Source organism: Pseudomonas nunensis (assembly GCF_024296925.1).
Taxonomy (GTDB): Bacteria; Pseudomonadota; Gammaproteobacteria; order Pseudomonadales; family Pseudomonadaceae; genus Aquipseudomonas; species Aquipseudomonas nunensis.
The window spans coordinates 801,580-816,641 of the sequence record NZ_CP101125.1; the positions used below are offsets into that span (position 1 = coordinate 801,580).

Here is a 15,062-nt window from a genome sequence, read left to right on the forward strand (position 1 = left end):
ACTGGAGATCTGACATGCTCAAGCAAGCCCTGGCGCAAAACGGCCTGATCGCGATCCTGCGCGGCCTGCGTCCAACAGAGGCTGCGGCCATCGGCGAAGTCCTGTACAGCGCCGGATTTCGCGTCATCGAAGTGCCGCTAAATTCCCCCGAGCCGTACGAAAGTATCCGCATCCTGCGCAGTACTTTGCCGGCCGATTGCCTGATCGGCGCGGGCACGGTGCTGACACCGGAACAGGTCGAGCAAGTGAAAGCGGCGGGCGGCCAAGTGATCGTCATGCCTCATAGCGATCCCAAGGTTCTGCGTGCAGCGAAAGCGGCGGGGTTGTTCCTGTCGCCGGGCGTGGCGACGCCGACCGAAGCCTTTGCCGCATTGGCCGAAGGCGCCGACGTGCTGAAGATGTTCCCCGCCGAACAGATGGGCCCGGCTGTTGTAAAAGCCTGGCTCGCGGTATTGCCGGCCGGGACCATTCTGGCGCCGGTTGGCGGGATCACTCCGGACAACATGCAGGTGTTTATCGACGCGGGCGTCAAAGGTTTCGGCCTGGGTTCCGGGTTGTTCAAGCCGGGCATGACGCCTGATCAAGTGGCCGCCAATGCCAAGGCCTACGTCGCTGCATGGAACGCTCTGCGTTAAGACTTTTTGGCGCCGAGCGCGCTACATCTAACAAGAGAGAGAATCAGATGAAAATCACCAAACTGACCACCTTCATCGTTCCGCCGCGCTGGTGCTTCCTCAAGGTCGAAACCGACGAGGGCGTGACCGGTTGGGGCGAGCCTGTAGTCGAAGGCCGCGCTCACACCGTCGCTGCTGCCGTTGAGGAATTGTCCGACTACCTGATCGGCAAAGACCCACGCAACATTGAAGACATCTGGACTGTGCTGTATCGCGGCGGCTTCTATCGCGGCGGCGCGATCCACATGAGCGCACTCGCCGGCATCGACCAGGCGTTGTGGGACATCAAGGGCAAGGCCCTGGGTGTGTCGGTCAGCGATTTGCTCGGTGGCCAGGTGCGGGACAAGATTCGCGTGTATTCGTGGATCGGTGGCGACCGTCCGGCCGACACCGCGCGTGCGGCGAAAGAAGCGGTGGAGCGTGGTTTCACTGCGGTGAAAATGAACGGCACCGAAGAGCTGCAATTTCTCGACTCCTTCGAAAAAGTCGACCTGGCCCTGGCCAACGTCGCCGCCGTGCGTGACGCGGTCGGCCCGAACGTCGGTATCGGCGTCGATTTCCATGGCCGGGTGCACAAGCCTATGGCCAAGGTGCTGATGAAGGAACTCGACCCGTACAAACTGATGTTCATCGAAGAACCGGTGCTCAGCGAAAACTACGAAGCGCTGAAAGAATTGGCACCGCTGACCAGCACCCCGATTGCTCTCGGTGAGCGCTTGTTCTCGCGCTGGGATTTCAAGCGTGTACTCAGCGAAGGCTACGTCGACATCATTCAGCCCGATGCGTCCCACGCTGGCGGCATCACCGAAACCCGCAAGATCGCCAACATGGCCGAAGCCTACGACGTGGCGCTGGCGCTGCACTGCCCGCTGGGTCCGATTGCCTTGGCCGCCTGCCTGCAACTCGACGCGGTTTGCTACAACGCGTTCATCCAGGAACAAAGCCTGGGCATCCACTACAACGAGAGCAACGACCTGCTGGATTACGTCAAGGATCCACGGGTGTTCGACTACGACAAAGGCTTCGTGAAAATCCCGAACGGCCCGGGCCTGGGCATCGAGATCAACGAGGAATATGTGATCGAACGCGCGGCGGTCGGCCACCGCTGGCGCAACCCGATCTGGCGTCATGCCGATGGCAGTTTTGCGGAGTGGTGAGTGCTTCCTGACTCAACACAAATCCAATGTGGGAGCGGGCTTGCTCGCGAAGGCGTCGTAACAGCCAATGATGATGTCGACTGACACACCGTCTTCGCGAGCAAGCCCGCTCCCACACTGGATCTCCATGGACAGGTAGATCTGCGTCAAATCCGATTTTGATATCGCCCTCAATAAACATAAGAAGAGGCATCCTCATGCAACCGCAAACCCTTACCGGGCAGGCGTCGTTGGTGACGCCCAGCCGCAAGCGTTTTTTCATCATGGTGCTGCTGTTTATCACTGTGGTGATCAACTATCTGGACCGCAGCAACCTGTCGATTGCCGCCCCGGCGCTGACCAGTGAACTGGGGATTGATCCGATTCATGTCGGGCTGATTTTCTCCGCCTTCGGCTGGACCTACGCCGCCATGCAAATCCCCGGCGGCTGGCTGGTGGATCGCGTGCCGCCACGGATTCTCTACAGCGTCGCGCTGCTGTTGTGGTCACTGGCCACGGTGATGCTCGGTTTCGCCGGCAGCTTCATCGCGTTGTTCGTGTTGCGCATGGCGGTCGGTGCGCTGGAAGCCCCGGCCTATCCGATCAACAGCCGCGTGGTCACTACCTGGTTTCCCGAACGCGAACGCGCCACGGCCATTGGTTTCTACACCTCCGGACAGTTTGTCGGGCTCGCATTTCTGACGCCGGTACTGGCCTGGCTGCAACATGAATTTGGCTGGCACATGGTGTTCGTCAGCACCGGTGTGGTCGGCATTATCTGGGCGGTGATCTGGTACGCGGTGTATCGCGAGCCACGGGATTTCAAGGGCGCCAACGACGCGGAAATCGACCTGATTCGCGAGGGCGGCGGGCTGGTAGACATCCAGGCTGAGCAAGCCAAGGTCAAAGCCAAATTCAGCTGGACCGACCTCGGGATTGTCCTGAGCAAACGCAAGCTCTGGGGCATCTACCTCGGCCAGTTCTGCCTCAACTCGACGCTGTGGTTTTTCCTGACGTGGTTCCCGACTTACCTGGTGAAATATCGCGGCATGGACTTCATCAAGTCTGGCCTGCTGGCGTCGCTGCCGTTTCTCGCCGCCTTCGTTGGCGTGCTGTGTTCCGGGTTCTTCTCCGACTTCTTGATCCGTCGCGGCTACACCGTCGGATTTGCCCGCAAGCTGCCGATCATTGGCGGTCTGCTGATTTCCACTTCGATCATCGGCGCCAACTTCGTTGAGTCGACGCCGCTGGTGATTGCCTTCCTCGCGTTGGCGTTCTTCGGGAACGGGCTCGCCTCGATCACCTGGTCACTGGTGTCGACCCTGGCCCCGGCGCGACTGCTCGGGTTGACCGGTGGGGTGTTCAACTTCATCGGTAACCTGTCGGCGATTACCACGCCGATCGTGATCGGTTTCCTCGCCACCGGTGATTCGTTCGCCCCGGCGATCACCTACATCTCGGTTCTGGCATTGATTGGCGCGCTTTCCTACATCTTGCTGGTGGGCAAGGTCGAGCGTATCAAGTTGTAGTGGCAGCCGTCGGGCGACCATAATGCCGCCCGTTCCCTCGCTCAACGGTAAAGGCTGGATATGCAGGAAGACGCCCCAAAAATCGCCAAGGACGCCGCGCCGACCGGCACCCAGACACTGCTTCGTGGTCTGGGTGTGGTTCAGGCCGTGGCCAGTGGCGCCCGCGATCTCAAGGAAATTGCCCGGCTGATCGGCACCACGCGCAGCACCACCCATCGCCTGGCCAGTTGCCTGGTGGATGAGCGTTACCTGCGTGTCGTGCCGCAAGTCGGCTATCTGTTGGGGCCGAAGCTGATCGAGCTGGGTTTCCAGGCGCGGGAAGAACTGCCGCTGGTGACATTGGCAGGTCCGTATCTGGATGAGTTGTCGGCATTGACCGGCGACACCATTCACCTGGCGATTCGCGAAGGCGACGAGGTGCTGTATCTGCACAAGAATCCGGGGCGCAATGGTCCGGAAATGCGTTCGCGGGTCGGCCATCGCATGCCCTTGGCGCGCACCGGGATCGGCAAGGCGCTGATGCTCGATGACACCCAGGAAGACTGGAAACGTCTGTACGAAGTCAGCCTTCCGGCCGGTGGGAAAAATCAGTTCTGGCCGCAGCACCCGGAGCAGTCCTGGGAGCAATTTCAGCAGCGCATGATTGAGTATGTGGCGGGGGGTTACGCGTTCGATCTGGAAGACAACGAGCCGTCGATCCGTTGTGTGGCGGCGCCGATCCGCGATGCCAGCAAACGCATCGTCGCCGGCATCAGCATCGCCAGCACCGTGCCGTATATGCCGCTGGAAAAAATGGCCGAGCTGATTCCCCTGATCAAAGGGGTCACGGCCCGGCTCTCGGCGGAACTCGGCGCGAAGGTTTAGACCTTCAGGGTCGCCATGTCGATCACGAAGCGGTACTTCACATCACCGGCAATCATGCGGGTGAACGCTTCGTTGATCTGATGGATGTTGAGCATTTCGATGTCGCAGGTGATGTTGTGCTCGGCGCAGAAATCCAGCACTTCCTGGGTTTCTGCGACGCCACCGATCAGCGAACCGGCGAGCACGCGACGGCTCATCACCAGTTTGCCGGCGTGAACTGGCGGATCGATCGGTTCGATCAAACCCACCAGAATGTGCACGCCGTCGAAACGCAGGGTATCGAGGTACGGATTGAGGTCGTGCTGCACCGGAATGGTGTCCAGCAGGAAGTCGAAATGCCCGGCGGCGGCCTTCATCTGTTCGGCATCGGTGGACACGATCACGTGGTCCGCGCCCTGGCGACGACCTTCTTCAGCCTTGCTCGCGGAGCGGGTGAACAACGTCACTTCCGCGCCCATGGCCTTGGCGAACTTGATGCCCATGTGGCCCAGGCCACCCATGCCGAGAATCCCGACCTTGTCGCCAGCCTTCACGCCGTAATGCTTGAGCGGCGAGTAAGTGGTGATGCCGGCACAGAGGATCGGCGCGGCGCTGGCCAGGTCGAGTTTTTCCGGGATACGCACCACGAAGTGCTCGCTGACCACGATGCTGTCGGAGTAGCCGCCCATGGTGTTGCTGCCATCGACCCGGTCCGGAGTGGCGTAAGTCATGGTCGGACCTTCGAGGCAATATTGCTCCAGGTTTGACTGGCAGGCTTCGCAGCTGCGGCACGAATCAACCATGCAACCGACACCGACCAGATCGCCGATTTTGTGTTTGGTGACGTTTGCACCGACGGCGGTAACTTTGCCGACGATCTCGTGGCCGGGCATCAGTGGGTAAACGGCAATGCCCCACTCGTTACGGGCCTGGTGGATGTCGGAATGGCAGACGCCGCAGTAGAGAATATCGATCGCGACGTCGTCGGCCCGAGGGCTGCGACGTTCGAATTTCACAGGGGCGAGGGGAGTGGTGGCCGACTGGGCGGCGTATCCGATAGCGGTGTACATGAGGAGCCTCGCAAAAGCAGTGACAGATGAGATGCGCCATTTTGGGGGGCGTGACCGGTGTCATCCATGACGATTCCTCCGGGTGTCATGCCTAATCCTCCGGGATGTACCGTTGATGGGTCGCATTGCCAGCCAGACCTGCGATGATGTTTTCATCCCTTTTTTCGTCACTTTTGTGTGAAGAGCTGCCCATGTTGTTGACCCGTCATCTGGATGCCAACGCCACGCTGGTTTCACTGATTCTACCGCTGACCACCCGCGACGGTTTCGCCCCCACGGCGTTGCCGGGCGTGCAGGTATTGCGCGCCAGTTGCGACGTGGCTCGGGGGCCGCAGATCTATGAGCCGAGCCTGGTGATCATCGTTCAGGGCAGCAAACTGGCGTACCTGGGGCCGCGTACTTTGGAGTACGGCGCCGGGCATTACCTGATTCAGGCGTTGCCTGTGCCATTCGAGTGCGAAACCTTTGCCGCGCCGGAAGGGCCGATGCTGGGGATTTCCATCGCTATCGACCGAGTGTTGCTCGGCGAATTGGTGTTGGCCATGGGGCTGGTGTCGGGACGCAGTGTTGCGGCGCAGACGCTGGAGTCGATGACTTCGGCGGTGCTCGATGATGAGATGCGCGGTTGCGTGGAGCGGCTGTTGCGTTGTCTGCACGATCCGCTGGAATGCCAGATCATGGGCCCGGCGCGTTTGCGTGAATTGTTGTTCGTGGCGTTGCGTGGTCCCCAGGCCGATGTGTTGCGGGCATTGGTGGAACAGCAGGGGCAATTCGCGCGGATTGCCGCTTCGCTCAATCATCTACACGGTCATTTCACCGAGCCGTTGAATGTCGAGACACTGGCGGGTTGCGCGAACATGAGTGCATCGACCTTTCATGAGCATTTCAAGCGCAGCACGTTGTTGTCACCGGTGCAGTATTTGAAGCGCTTGCGGTTGCTCAAGGCGCAGCAATTGTTGCTGTCCCAAGGGTTGGGCGTGGCGCAGGTGGCGCATCGGGTGGGGTACCAGAGCACGTCGCAGTTCAGTCGCGAATATAAGCGCTACTTTGAGCGCAGTCCGGGGGATGAGCGCGCTGCTTGAACCACCGCAAATCCCCCCTGTGGGAGCGGGCTTGCTCGCGAAAGCGGTGTGTCAGTCGATTTAAAGGGTGACTGATACACCGCTTTCGCGAGCGAGCCCGCTCCCACATTTGTTTTGTGTTGCTGCTTGAATCCCGCGCAACAAAAAGGCCCCCATGTCGGGAGCCTTGATGTTCAGGCGTGCAACTTACATGTTCGGGTAAGTCGGGCCGCCGGAGCCTTCCGGCGCCACCCAAGTGATGTTCTGTGCAGGGTCCTTGATGTCGCAGGTCTTGCAGTGAACACAGTTCTGGGCGTTGATCTGGAAGCGCTTCTCGCCGTCTTCCTTGGTGACCACTTCGTACACGCCGGCCGGGCAGTAGCGCTGAGCAGGCTCATCGTACAGCGGCAGGTTCTTGCTGATCGGGATGCTCGGGTCGGTCAGCTTCAGGTGGCACGGTTGTTCTTCTTCATGGTTGGTACCGGAGATGAACACCGAGCTGAGTTTGTCGAAGCTGATTTTGCCGTCCGGTTTCGGGTAGTCAATCTTCTTGCAGTCGGCCGCCAGCTTGAGGCAAGCGTAATCCGGCTTGGTGTCGTGCAGGGTGAACGGCAGTTTGCCGCCGAAGATGTTCTGGTCGAGCCAGTTGAAACCGCCGCCAACGATGGCGCCAAACTTGTGGATCGCCGGGCCGAAGTTGCGGCTGGCGAACAGTTCGTCGTAGAGCCAGCTCTTTTTGAACGCATCGACGTAAGTGGTCAGTTCTTCAGTGCCGTCTTTCTCGGCGAACAGCGCTTCGGCCACGGATTCAGCGGCGAGCATGCCGGACTTCATCGCGGTGTGGCTGCCTTTGATCTTCGCGAAGTTCAGGGTGCCGAGGTCGCAACCGATCAGCGCGCCGCCCTTGAAGACCATTTTCGGCAGCGAGTTCAGGCCACCTTTGCAGATGGCGCGAGCGCCGTAGCTGATGCGCTTGCCGCCTTCCAGGTACTGCTTGAGCACCGGGTGATGCTTGAGGCGCTGGAATTCGTCGAACGGCGACAGGTAGGTGTTGCTGTAGGACAGATCGACGATCAGACCGACGACCACCTGGTTATTTTCCAGGTGATAGAGGAACGAGCCACCGGTGTTCTCGGTGCCCATGATGTCCAGCGGCCAACCGGCGGTGTGGACCACCAGGCCTGGCTGATGCTTGGCCGGGTCGATTTCCCAGATTTCTTTCAAGCCGATGCCGTAGTGCTGGGCGTCGGCATCGCTGTCGAGGTTGAAGCGCTTGATCAACTGCTTGCCGATGTGGCCACGGCAACCTTCGGCGAACAGCGTGTACTTGCCACGCAGTTCCATGCCAGGGGTGTACAGGCCTTCCTTCGGATGGCCTTCACGGTCAACGCCCAGGTCACCGGTGATGATCCCGCGGACTACGCCGTTCTCGTCGAACAGCGCTTCCTGAGCGGCGAAGCCCGGGTAGATTTCCACACCCAGGTTCTCGGCCTGCTGGGCGAGCCAGCGGCACAGGTTGCCCAGGGAGATGATGTAGTTGCCTTCGTTGTGCATGGTCTTGGGCACAAAGAGGTCAGGGATTTTCTGCGCGCTGTCGGCGTTCTTGAGAACAAAGATGTCATCGCGGGTGACCGGCGTGTTCAGCGGGGCGCCGAGTTCTTTCCAGTCCGGGAACAATTCGTTCAGGGCGCGTGGTTCGAACACGGCACCGGACAAGATGTGAGCACCGACTTCGGAGCCTTTTTCGACCACGCAGACGCTGATTTCCTTACCGGCTTCAGCAGCCTTCTGCTTCAAGCGGCAGGCGGCGGAAAGACCAGCGGGGCCGGCACCGACGATGACCACGTCGAATTCCATGTATTCGCGTTCCACAGGTTATCTCCTACTCAAGGCTCAACAGTTTTTTTTCTAATTGGAGGTTTGGTGTCGCATCCATGAATTCCGGCGCAAGGCCGGAAGAGGACAATCGATGAACCACCTTTCTCTCTGGGTGGCGCATTATATCTACACCACTCCTAGCGTCCAATACAAACGTTTGTTTGAATTGGCTCCAGGCCAGATAAATCAAAGTAACGCGGCTTATGACTGGCCATTTTGCCGTATTGACCGGAATAGGTGTTCCGGTCAAGATACGGGCGGTTTTGCGCTCGCCGTAGGCTGACTGTTGGTTTCAAGAGCACCTCTAAAGACAGGGCGATGGCAGTACAAGGTGATGCGCAGCGAGGATTTGGCGCGCAGTTTACACGCCGCGGTAATGAATGACTCGTCGGTCACCACTGACGAACGGTCATTGTTCACGTGGGCAGTGTCACCCCGTTCAGATGCCAGCGTTTTTAGAGGTGCCCTTGCGCCCACGAGCATCAACCGCCAGGTTCGCCTAGGCGACTTTCTTTTCACCGGAGAGTAACGAGGAATCCATGAAGGTTCTTGTAGCTGTCAAACGCGTTGTGGATTACAACGTCAAGGTTCGCGTCAAGGCGGACAATTCCGGCGTCGACCTCGCTAACGTGAAGATGTCGATGAACCCATTCTGCGAAATCGCCGTGGAAGAAGCCGTACGCCTGAAAGAGAAAGGTGTTGCGACTGAAATCGTCGTCGTTTCCGTTGGCCCGTCCACCGCTCAAGAGCAACTGCGCACCGCGCTGGCTCTGGGTGCCGACCGCGCCATCCTCGTCGAATCCGCTGAAGATCTGACGTCCCTGGCGGTTGCCAAACTGTTGAAAGCCGTTGTCGACAAGGAACAGCCTCAGATGGTGATCCTCGGCAAACAGGCCATCGACAGCGACAACAACCAGACCGGCCAGATGCTCGCTGCATTGAGCGGCTACGGTCAGGGCACGTTCGCGTCCAAAGTCGAAGTCAGCGGCGACAGCGTTGCCGTGACCCGCGAAATCGACGGCGGCGCGCAGACAGTTTCTCTGAAACTGCCGGCCATCGTCACCACCGACCTGCGTTTGAACGAGCCGCGTTATGCGTCCCTGCCAAACATCATGAAAGCCAAGAAGAAGCCTCTCGAAGTGCTGACTCCGGACGCTTTGGGCGTTTCCACCGCCTCCACTAACAAGACCGTAAAAGTCGAAGCGCCGGCTGCACGCAGCGCGGGTATCAAGGTCAAGTCGGTGGCTGAACTGGTCGAGAAACTGAAAAACGAAGCGAAGGTAATCTAAATGACTATCTTGGTTATTGCTGAACACGACAACAAAGTGCTGGCCCCGGCCACGCTGAACACTGTTGCTGCCGCTGCCAAAATCGGTGGCGACATCCACGTTCTGGTCGCTGGTCAAGGCGCTGGCGCCGTGGCTGAAGCCGCTGCGAAAATCGCTGGCGTGGCGAAAGTGCTGGTGGCCGACAACGCCGCCTACGCTCACCAATTGCCGGAAAACGTTGCTCCGCTGGTTGCTGCTCTTGCCCATGAAGGCGGGGGCACGGGCTACAGCCACATCCTGGCTGCCGCGACTTCCAACGGCAAAAACATCCTGCCGCGCGTTGCCGCGACCCTGGACGTTGACCAGATCTCCGAGATCATCTCGGTTGAAAGCGCTGACACCTTCAAGCGCCCGATCTACGCCGGTAACGCCATCGCTACCGTTCAATCGAACGCTGCAGTCAAAGTGATCACCGTGCGTGCCACCGGTTTCGACCCGGTTGCTGCTGAAGGTGGTTCCGCTGCCGTTGAAGCGGTGGCTGCTGCCCACGACGCTGGCACTTCGAGCTTCGTTGGTGAAGAACTGGCCAAGTCCGATCGTCCGGAACTGACCGCTGCCAAGATCGTCGTTTCCGGCGGTCGCGGCATGCAGAACGGCGACAACTTCAAACACCTGTACGCCCTGGCCGACAAGCTGGGCGCTGCTGTCGGTGCTTCCCGCGCCGCAGTCGACGCAGGCTTCGTACCCAACGACATGCAGGTCGGTCAGACCGGCAAGATCGTTGCTCCACAGCTGTACATCGCGGTCGGTATCTCCGGCGCGATCCAGCATCTGGCCGGCATGAAAGACTCCAAAGTGATCGTAGCGATCAACAAGGACGAAGAAGCGCCGATCTTCCAGGTGGCCGATTACGGCCTGGTGGCTGACCTGTTCGAAGCAATCCCTGAGTTCGAGAAGCTGGTCTAATCCAGCGGCTTAAACTATAAAGAGCCCGGCCTTTTGGTCGGGCTTTTTTTTGTTCTTCTGTAGGCGCTGTGTAGGAGCTGTGTAGGAGCTGGTAGGAGCTGTCGAGTGAAACGAGGCTGCGATCTTTTGATCTTGTTTTAAAAAAATCAAAGTCAAAAGATCGCAGCCTCGTTTCACTCGACAGCTCCTACACAAATCAAGCGATCTAACTGGATTTAAGTGGAGAGTATTGCCATGGATCTGCGCCGCCTGTATGGCTGGTCTTTTTTGCTGGGCCTGACATTGTTGCCAGCGCTCGCAAACGCTGCGGGCAAATGCGAGCGCCTGGTGGTTACCGGCAGCCCGGATGCACCGCCGTACCTGTGGCAAGACCCGCAAAACCCCAAGCACCTGATTGGCGCCAGTGCCGACTTGTTGCAGCAAGTGGCGGGGGAGTTGGGTATCAAAGTCGAGATGCTCTACGCCGGCAAACGTGCCCAGGCCCTGGACGAAGTGCGCAGCGGGCGCATGGACATGCTGGCGGACGCACCGTTGACCCTCAACGAACTGGAAACCCTGGATTACATCCATCCACCGCTGCTGGAAAACGACTACCTGGTCTGGACCCGCAAAGGCTCGACACTGACCTACAGCGAAGCCAAAGACTTGCATGGGCACTCTGGCGCCGTGTCGGAAAAGTCTCGAATGACCCGGGAGTTCGGCACTTTCGCCGAGCAGCAATTGACCCTGGCTCGTACGCCGAACCTGACCCAGGCCTTGCAGAAATTGCTCTTGGGTGAGGTGGAATATGTACTCGCCGGGCGCTATTCGGGCATGGCGGCCGCGCAGGCATTGGGCATGGCCAATGACTTGCTGGCGTTCCCGCAACCTGTCGACAAACCCGGCCTGTTCCTCGCGGTTTCCCATAACTCCGCTTGCAACGATCCGTGGTTGCGCGGACAGCTGGCCAAAAAGATGACAGAATTGCCCGCGTCCGGACTGACGGAAGCTGTGCTGCAACGCAATATCGAGCGTTGGAAAGCGCAGCAACAGCAACAACCCGTCAGTACCCCAAAACAGTAGGGATTTTTAGTGAGTATTCGACCTCTTTTCGCTGCCCTGGCCGTTCTGGCTCTGGCGGGTTGTGCAGCCGATCCGGCGCCGAATGAACAAATTCGCCTGACCGAGCAGGCACTGGAACAAGCCAAAGCCGTTGGCGCCACCGCTGACGATGTGCCGGAGCTGAAACTGGCTGAAGACAAGTTCTCCCGCGCCCAGGGCGATATGACCGACCAGTCCTACAAACATGCCCGCATGCGCGCCGAACAGGCTGAACTGGATGCGCGCCTGGCCGAAGCCCGGGTCCTGACCCTCAAAAGCCAGGAGCAGTTGAACGTACTCAATACCCGCATCACTCGCCTGCGCAAGCAACTGGGAGATGCCAAATGAGCCTCAAGTCCAAAGCACTCGGCGGTCTGATCCTCGCAGGTTGCGCCAGCCTGTATGGCTGCGCCGGCCAACACAGTGAGTCCGCATTGCAGCAGGCCGGTGCCGACTTCCAGAAGGTCAAGGAAGATTCCAACGTGCTGCGTATCGCGCCGAAAGACGTGATCCGCGCCGGTGAGTCCCTGGCCCGCGCCGACCGCCTGTCCAGCTATTGGGGCAGCGGTTCGGACGTGGTGCATTACGCCTATTTGAGCCAGCGCTACAGTGAAATTGCCCGGGAGCACACCAATCAGGTGCTCAACGAGGAGCAGGCGGCGAAACTCGAACTGGAACGCCAGCGCCTGCAACTGGCCCTGCGCGAGTCCAAGTTGCTGAGCGTGCAGCAGCAGGGCAAATGGCTCGAAGAACAGATCGTGGCGCTGGCCACCACCCAGACGGATCGTGGTTTGGTGATGACCCTCGGCGACGTACTGTTCGACACCGGCGAAGCAGAGCTGAAGAACTCGGCGAACCGCGTGGTGCTGAAGATCGTGCAGTTCCTGCAGCTCAACCCCAAGCGCGTGGTGCGGATCGAGGGTTACACCGACAGCACCGGCGGCAAGCAGGACAACCTCAAGCTGTCCCGCGACCGTGCGCAATCGGTGGCTGACGTGCTGATGGACCTGGGCATCGACGACAAACGCATTCAGGTCGAAGGCTATGGCGATGAATACCCGGTGGACGTGAACGCGACTGAGCGCGGTCGCGCACAGAACCGTCGGGTGGAAATTGTGTTCTCCGACGAAAAAGGCCAGCTCGGCGCCGCCCGCTAAGGCCGACGCCAGTGCTCCTGTAGGAGCTGTCGAGTGAAACGAGGCTGCGATCTTTTGATCTTTCGCTTGAAACACAAGTGGACCTGAAAAGATCGCAGCCTCGTTTCACTCGTCAGCTCCTACGGTTTGCGTGGTTCATACGACTCATCCGGTTCATACAACCCGGCCTGCCTGTCAGCGCCGGGTTTTTTTACGCCTGTTAATTGGTTCGCAAAGCAGTACAGATTTTGCTGACACTGCACTGTACGGTCGACTATTGTGGCAACTGTCCCCGTACACTTCTAAACTGTTCCGGTATTGTTTCACACAAGAATAAAATGCCCGTGAAATCGAGTGCTGCGTCATGACCAATCTCTTGCTCTACCAACGTATTGCTCAACAACTGGCCGAAGACATCCGTCGCGGTGTCTATCAACCGGGGGAGCGCGTGCCTTCGGTGCGCAAGATGAGCTCGCAGCTCAATGTCAGCCATGCCACCGTGTTGCAGGCGTACGCCAATCTCGAAGACCAGGGCCTGATCCGCGCCCGGCCGCAGTCCGGTTACTACGTGCACCAGACCCCGGCCCTGACCGCGCCGACGCCGGACATTGCCCGGGTCGAGCGTCCCGGTCTGGTTACGCGCAGCAGCATCATCCAGCAAGTCTTGGTCGAATCCCGTCGCGAGGGCGTTTTCCCCTTGGGCGCGGCGGTGCCGAGCGTCGATTATTTGCCGGTGCGGGCGCTGCATCAGCAATTGGCCAAAGTCACTCGATTTCATAGCCCGCGGGCGTTCAGCTACATGTTCAGCCCGGGTTTCGAACCGTTGCGCCGTCAGGTCGCGATTCGCATGCGCGACGCCGGGGTGGTGGTTGATCCGTCCGAAGTGGTGATCACCCACGGTTGTGTCGATGCTTTGCAAATGTCGCTGCGGGTCTTGACCCGGCCAGGTGACCTGATCGCTGCAGAATCGCCGACCTATTACGGTCTGCTGCAACTGGCCGACTTGCTCGGCCTCAAAGTCATCGAAATCCCCAGCGATCCCGCCACCGGCATGAGCCTCGAAGCCTTGCAACTGGCCGCTAACCAATGGTCGATCAAGGCGCTGGTGCTGACCACCCGCCTGAGTAATCCGCTGGGCGGCACGATGCCCGAAGAGCGGCAAAAACAACTGCTGCGCCTGGCCTCGGATTTCGATATCCAGATTGTCGAAGACGATATCTACGGCGAATTGATGTTCGAGCAGGGCCGCACCAAAGCACTCAAGGCTTACGACCGGCTGGATCGGGTGATCTATTGCTCGAGCTTCTCCAAAACCCTGTCGCCGGGCGTGCGGATCGGCTGGATGATCGCCGGCAAATACCAGCAGGAGATCCAACGCTTGCAGACGTTCAGTACGCATTCGGCCTGCAGCGTCACGCAAATGGGCATCGCGGCTTACCTGGAAAACGGTGGCTACGACCGGCATTTGCGCTACATCCGTCAGGAGTACCGCAAAAACCTCAGCGCCTTCCAGTTGGCGGTGCAGCAATATTTCCCCGAAGGCACGCAGATGAGCCGGCCTACCGGCGGCTTCATTTTGTGGGTCAGCTTGCCGGGCCGGGTCAACACCCAGGAGCTGCATGTGCGGGCCTTGCAGCAGGGCATCAGCATCGCGCCGGGGCTGATTTTCAGTAACACCGAGCAGTTCAATCACTGCATTCGGCTGAACTGCGGCACCCCTTGGAATCGCGAAGCTGAGCGTGCATTGATGACCCTCGGCTTGCTGGCGACCCAACTCTGTCAGGAGACTGCCAGCGGTTTTTGATCAAGCGGGCAGATGATCGACTGCCCGTGCTTGTCATGTCGCGTGCAACAAGCGAGCATATGGCCCTCTGCCTTTCGCCCGTTGGGTCCATGAAATCGATTTTTTCTGCCGCTTGGCTGTCGATCTGCCTGATGCTGACTGCCATACCGCAAGGTGTGATGGCGGCTGCTGCCACGGAAAAACCCGCCGCCAGCAGCACCAAGGCAACGCCGAAGAAACCGGTCGTGGCCAAAAAAGCCGTGCCAGTCAAAAAGAAAGCCGCACCGATCAAGAAGCGCGCGCCCATCGCGTCCAAGTCCAAGTCGGCCAGTGAAGTGGTCAAGACCACCCAATTGCCCCCGGCCAATCTCGACTTGAGCCTGCCCCAGCACATGGTTGAAGAGCTCAAGCCTATCGGCACCGTGCCTTTACCCAAGCACGACGGGGCGTTCCCACAAATGTTCGGCGACAAGACCAGCGACTTCCAGCTCAACGGCCGCCTGCTGAGCAACGAAATGCAGCTGCAATTGCGTAACGAAGAGCGCCGTGAAGTCGAAGGCGCGGCGTTGGAATTCGAGTTCAAGCGGTAAATCATTGCCCTCGGCAAGCCGCGGACCAGACGCTTCGTCGGAGACTGG

At 59.4% G+C, this 15,062-nt stretch carries 14 protein-coding genes; 12 read left to right on the forward strand and 2 right to left on the reverse strand.

Features of this window, described 5'->3' with window-relative positions; genetic code table 11:
- Window positions 1-14: 14 nt before the first annotated feature.
- From NK667_RS03725 to NK667_RS03740, 4 genes are all read left to right on the forward strand, one after another.
- Window positions 15-635 carry a 2-dehydro-3-deoxy-6-phosphogalactonate aldolase gene (locus tag NK667_RS03725; protein WP_054051827.1) on the forward strand — a complete coding sequence of 207 codons (621 nt, stop codon included), beginning with the start codon at window positions 15-17 and terminating at the stop codon, window positions 633-635.
- A gap of 47 nt (window positions 636-682) precedes the next feature.
- Window positions 683-1,831 carry a galactonate dehydratase gene (dgoD, locus tag NK667_RS03730; protein ID WP_008152275.1) on the forward strand — a complete coding sequence of 383 codons (1,149 nt, stop codon included), beginning with the start codon at window positions 683-685 and terminating at the stop codon, window positions 1,829-1,831.
- A 197-nt stretch (window positions 1,832-2,028) separates the two neighbouring features.
- Complete coding sequence (locus NK667_RS03735) at window positions 2,029-3,339, forward strand: MFS transporter (RefSeq protein ID WP_054613877.1); 1,311 nt, start codon at window positions 2,029-2,031, stop codon at window positions 3,337-3,339.
- A 60-nt stretch (window positions 3,340-3,399) separates the two neighbouring features.
- Window positions 3,400-4,203 (forward strand): IclR family transcriptional regulator, encoded by an 804-nt coding sequence (locus tag NK667_RS03740; protein ID WP_054613878.1) that lies wholly within the window; start codon window positions 3,400-3,402, stop codon window positions 4,201-4,203.
- Here NK667_RS03740 and NK667_RS03745 read toward each other — a convergent pair.
- The gene (locus tag NK667_RS03745; RefSeq protein ID WP_054613879.1) at window positions 4,200-5,252 is read right to left on the reverse strand and encodes an NAD(P)-dependent alcohol dehydrogenase; all 1,053 of its coding nucleotides are present in this window, start codon (window positions 5,250-5,252) and stop codon (window positions 4,200-4,202) included. The genes NK667_RS03740 and NK667_RS03745 overlap by 4 nt on opposite strands.
- Window positions 5,253-5,443: 191 nt before the next feature.
- On the opposite strand from NK667_RS03745, the gene NK667_RS03750 reads away from it, so the two are divergent.
- The gene (locus tag NK667_RS03750; RefSeq protein ID WP_054613880.1) at window positions 5,444-6,334 is read left to right on the forward strand and encodes an AraC family transcriptional regulator; all 891 of its coding nucleotides are present in this window, start codon (window positions 5,444-5,446) and stop codon (window positions 6,332-6,334) included.
- 186 nt (window positions 6,335-6,520) lie between these two features.
- Here the strand turns inward: NK667_RS03750 and NK667_RS03755 are convergent, their stop codons facing one another.
- On the reverse strand, window positions 6,521-8,185 hold the full coding sequence (locus NK667_RS03755) for an electron transfer flavoprotein-ubiquinone oxidoreductase (protein WP_054613881.1): 1,665 nt from the start codon (window positions 8,183-8,185) through the stop codon (window positions 6,521-6,523).
- Between the two features lie 545 nt (window positions 8,186-8,730).
- Between NK667_RS03755 and NK667_RS03760 the strand changes: the two genes are divergently transcribed.
- From NK667_RS03760 to NK667_RS03790, 7 genes are all read left to right on the forward strand, one after another.
- Window positions 8,731-9,480, forward strand: coding sequence for an electron transfer flavoprotein subunit beta/FixA family protein (locus NK667_RS03760; RefSeq protein ID WP_054613882.1), 750 nt, complete (start codon window positions 8,731-8,733; stop codon window positions 9,478-9,480).
- Window positions 9,481-10,425: an electron transfer flavoprotein subunit alpha/FixB family protein gene (locus NK667_RS03765; protein ID WP_054613883.1), complete on the forward strand. Its 945-nt coding sequence runs from the start codon at window positions 9,481-9,483 to the stop codon at window positions 10,423-10,425.
- Between the two features lie 234 nt (window positions 10,426-10,659).
- Window positions 10,660-11,487 (forward strand): substrate-binding periplasmic protein, encoded by an 828-nt coding sequence (locus tag NK667_RS03770; protein WP_054051841.1) that lies wholly within the window; start codon window positions 10,660-10,662, stop codon window positions 11,485-11,487.
- Window positions 11,488-11,496: 9 nt separating this feature from the next.
- Window positions 11,497-11,853 (forward strand): DUF4398 domain-containing protein, encoded by a 357-nt coding sequence (locus tag NK667_RS03775; RefSeq protein ID WP_054051843.1) that lies wholly within the window; start codon window positions 11,497-11,499, stop codon window positions 11,851-11,853.
- On the forward strand, window positions 11,850-12,662 hold the full coding sequence (locus NK667_RS03780) for an OmpA family protein (protein WP_054051845.1): 813 nt from the start codon (window positions 11,850-11,852) through the stop codon (window positions 12,660-12,662). The genes NK667_RS03775 and NK667_RS03780 overlap by 4 nt, the downstream gene beginning before the upstream one ends.
- 343 nt (window positions 12,663-13,005) lie before the next feature.
- Complete coding sequence (locus NK667_RS03785; RefSeq protein WP_054051847.1) at window positions 13,006-14,445, forward strand: aminotransferase-like domain-containing protein; 1,440 nt, start codon at window positions 13,006-13,008, stop codon at window positions 14,443-14,445.
- Between the two features lie 89 nt (window positions 14,446-14,534).
- Entirely contained in the window at window positions 14,535-15,014 is a 480-nt protein-coding gene (locus NK667_RS03790) for a hypothetical protein (RefSeq protein WP_054613884.1), read from the forward strand.
- Window positions 15,015-15,062: the final 48 nt, after the last annotated feature.

Coding starts and splice junctions, on each gene's coding strand:
- NK667_RS03780 (WP_054051845.1), top strand. CDS start 11,850: ATGAGCCTCAAGTCCAAAGCACTCGGCGGTCTGATCCTCGCAGGTTGC.
- NK667_RS03735 (WP_054613877.1), top strand. CDS start 2,029: ATGCAACCGCAAACCCTTACCGGGCAGGCGTCGTTGGTGACGCCCAGC.
- NK667_RS03770 (WP_054051841.1), top strand. CDS start 10,660: ATGGATCTGCGCCGCCTGTATGGCTGGTCTTTTTTGCTGGGCCTGACA.
- NK667_RS03750 (WP_054613880.1), top strand. CDS start 5,444: ATGTTGTTGACCCGTCATCTGGATGCCAACGCCACGCTGGTTTCACTG.
- NK667_RS03785 (WP_054051847.1), top strand. CDS start 13,006: ATGACCAATCTCTTGCTCTACCAACGTATTGCTCAACAACTGGCCGAA.
- NK667_RS03725 (WP_054051827.1), top strand. CDS start 15: ATGCTCAAGCAAGCCCTGGCGCAAAACGGCCTGATCGCGATCCTGCGC.
- NK667_RS03790 (WP_054613884.1), top strand. CDS start 14,535: ATGAAATCGATTTTTTCTGCCGCTTGGCTGTCGATCTGCCTGATGCTG.
- NK667_RS03760 (WP_054613882.1), top strand. CDS start 8,731: ATGAAGGTTCTTGTAGCTGTCAAACGCGTTGTGGATTACAACGTCAAG.
- NK667_RS03740 (WP_054613878.1), top strand. CDS start 3,400: ATGCAGGAAGACGCCCCAAAAATCGCCAAGGACGCCGCGCCGACCGGC.
- dgoD (WP_008152275.1), top strand. CDS start 683: ATGAAAATCACCAAACTGACCACCTTCATCGTTCCGCCGCGCTGGTGC.
- NK667_RS03745 (WP_054613879.1), bottom strand. CDS start 5,252: ATGTACACCGCTATCGGATACGCCGCCCAGTCGGCCACCACTCCCCTC.
- NK667_RS03765 (WP_054613883.1), top strand. CDS start 9,481: ATGACTATCTTGGTTATTGCTGAACACGACAACAAAGTGCTGGCCCCG.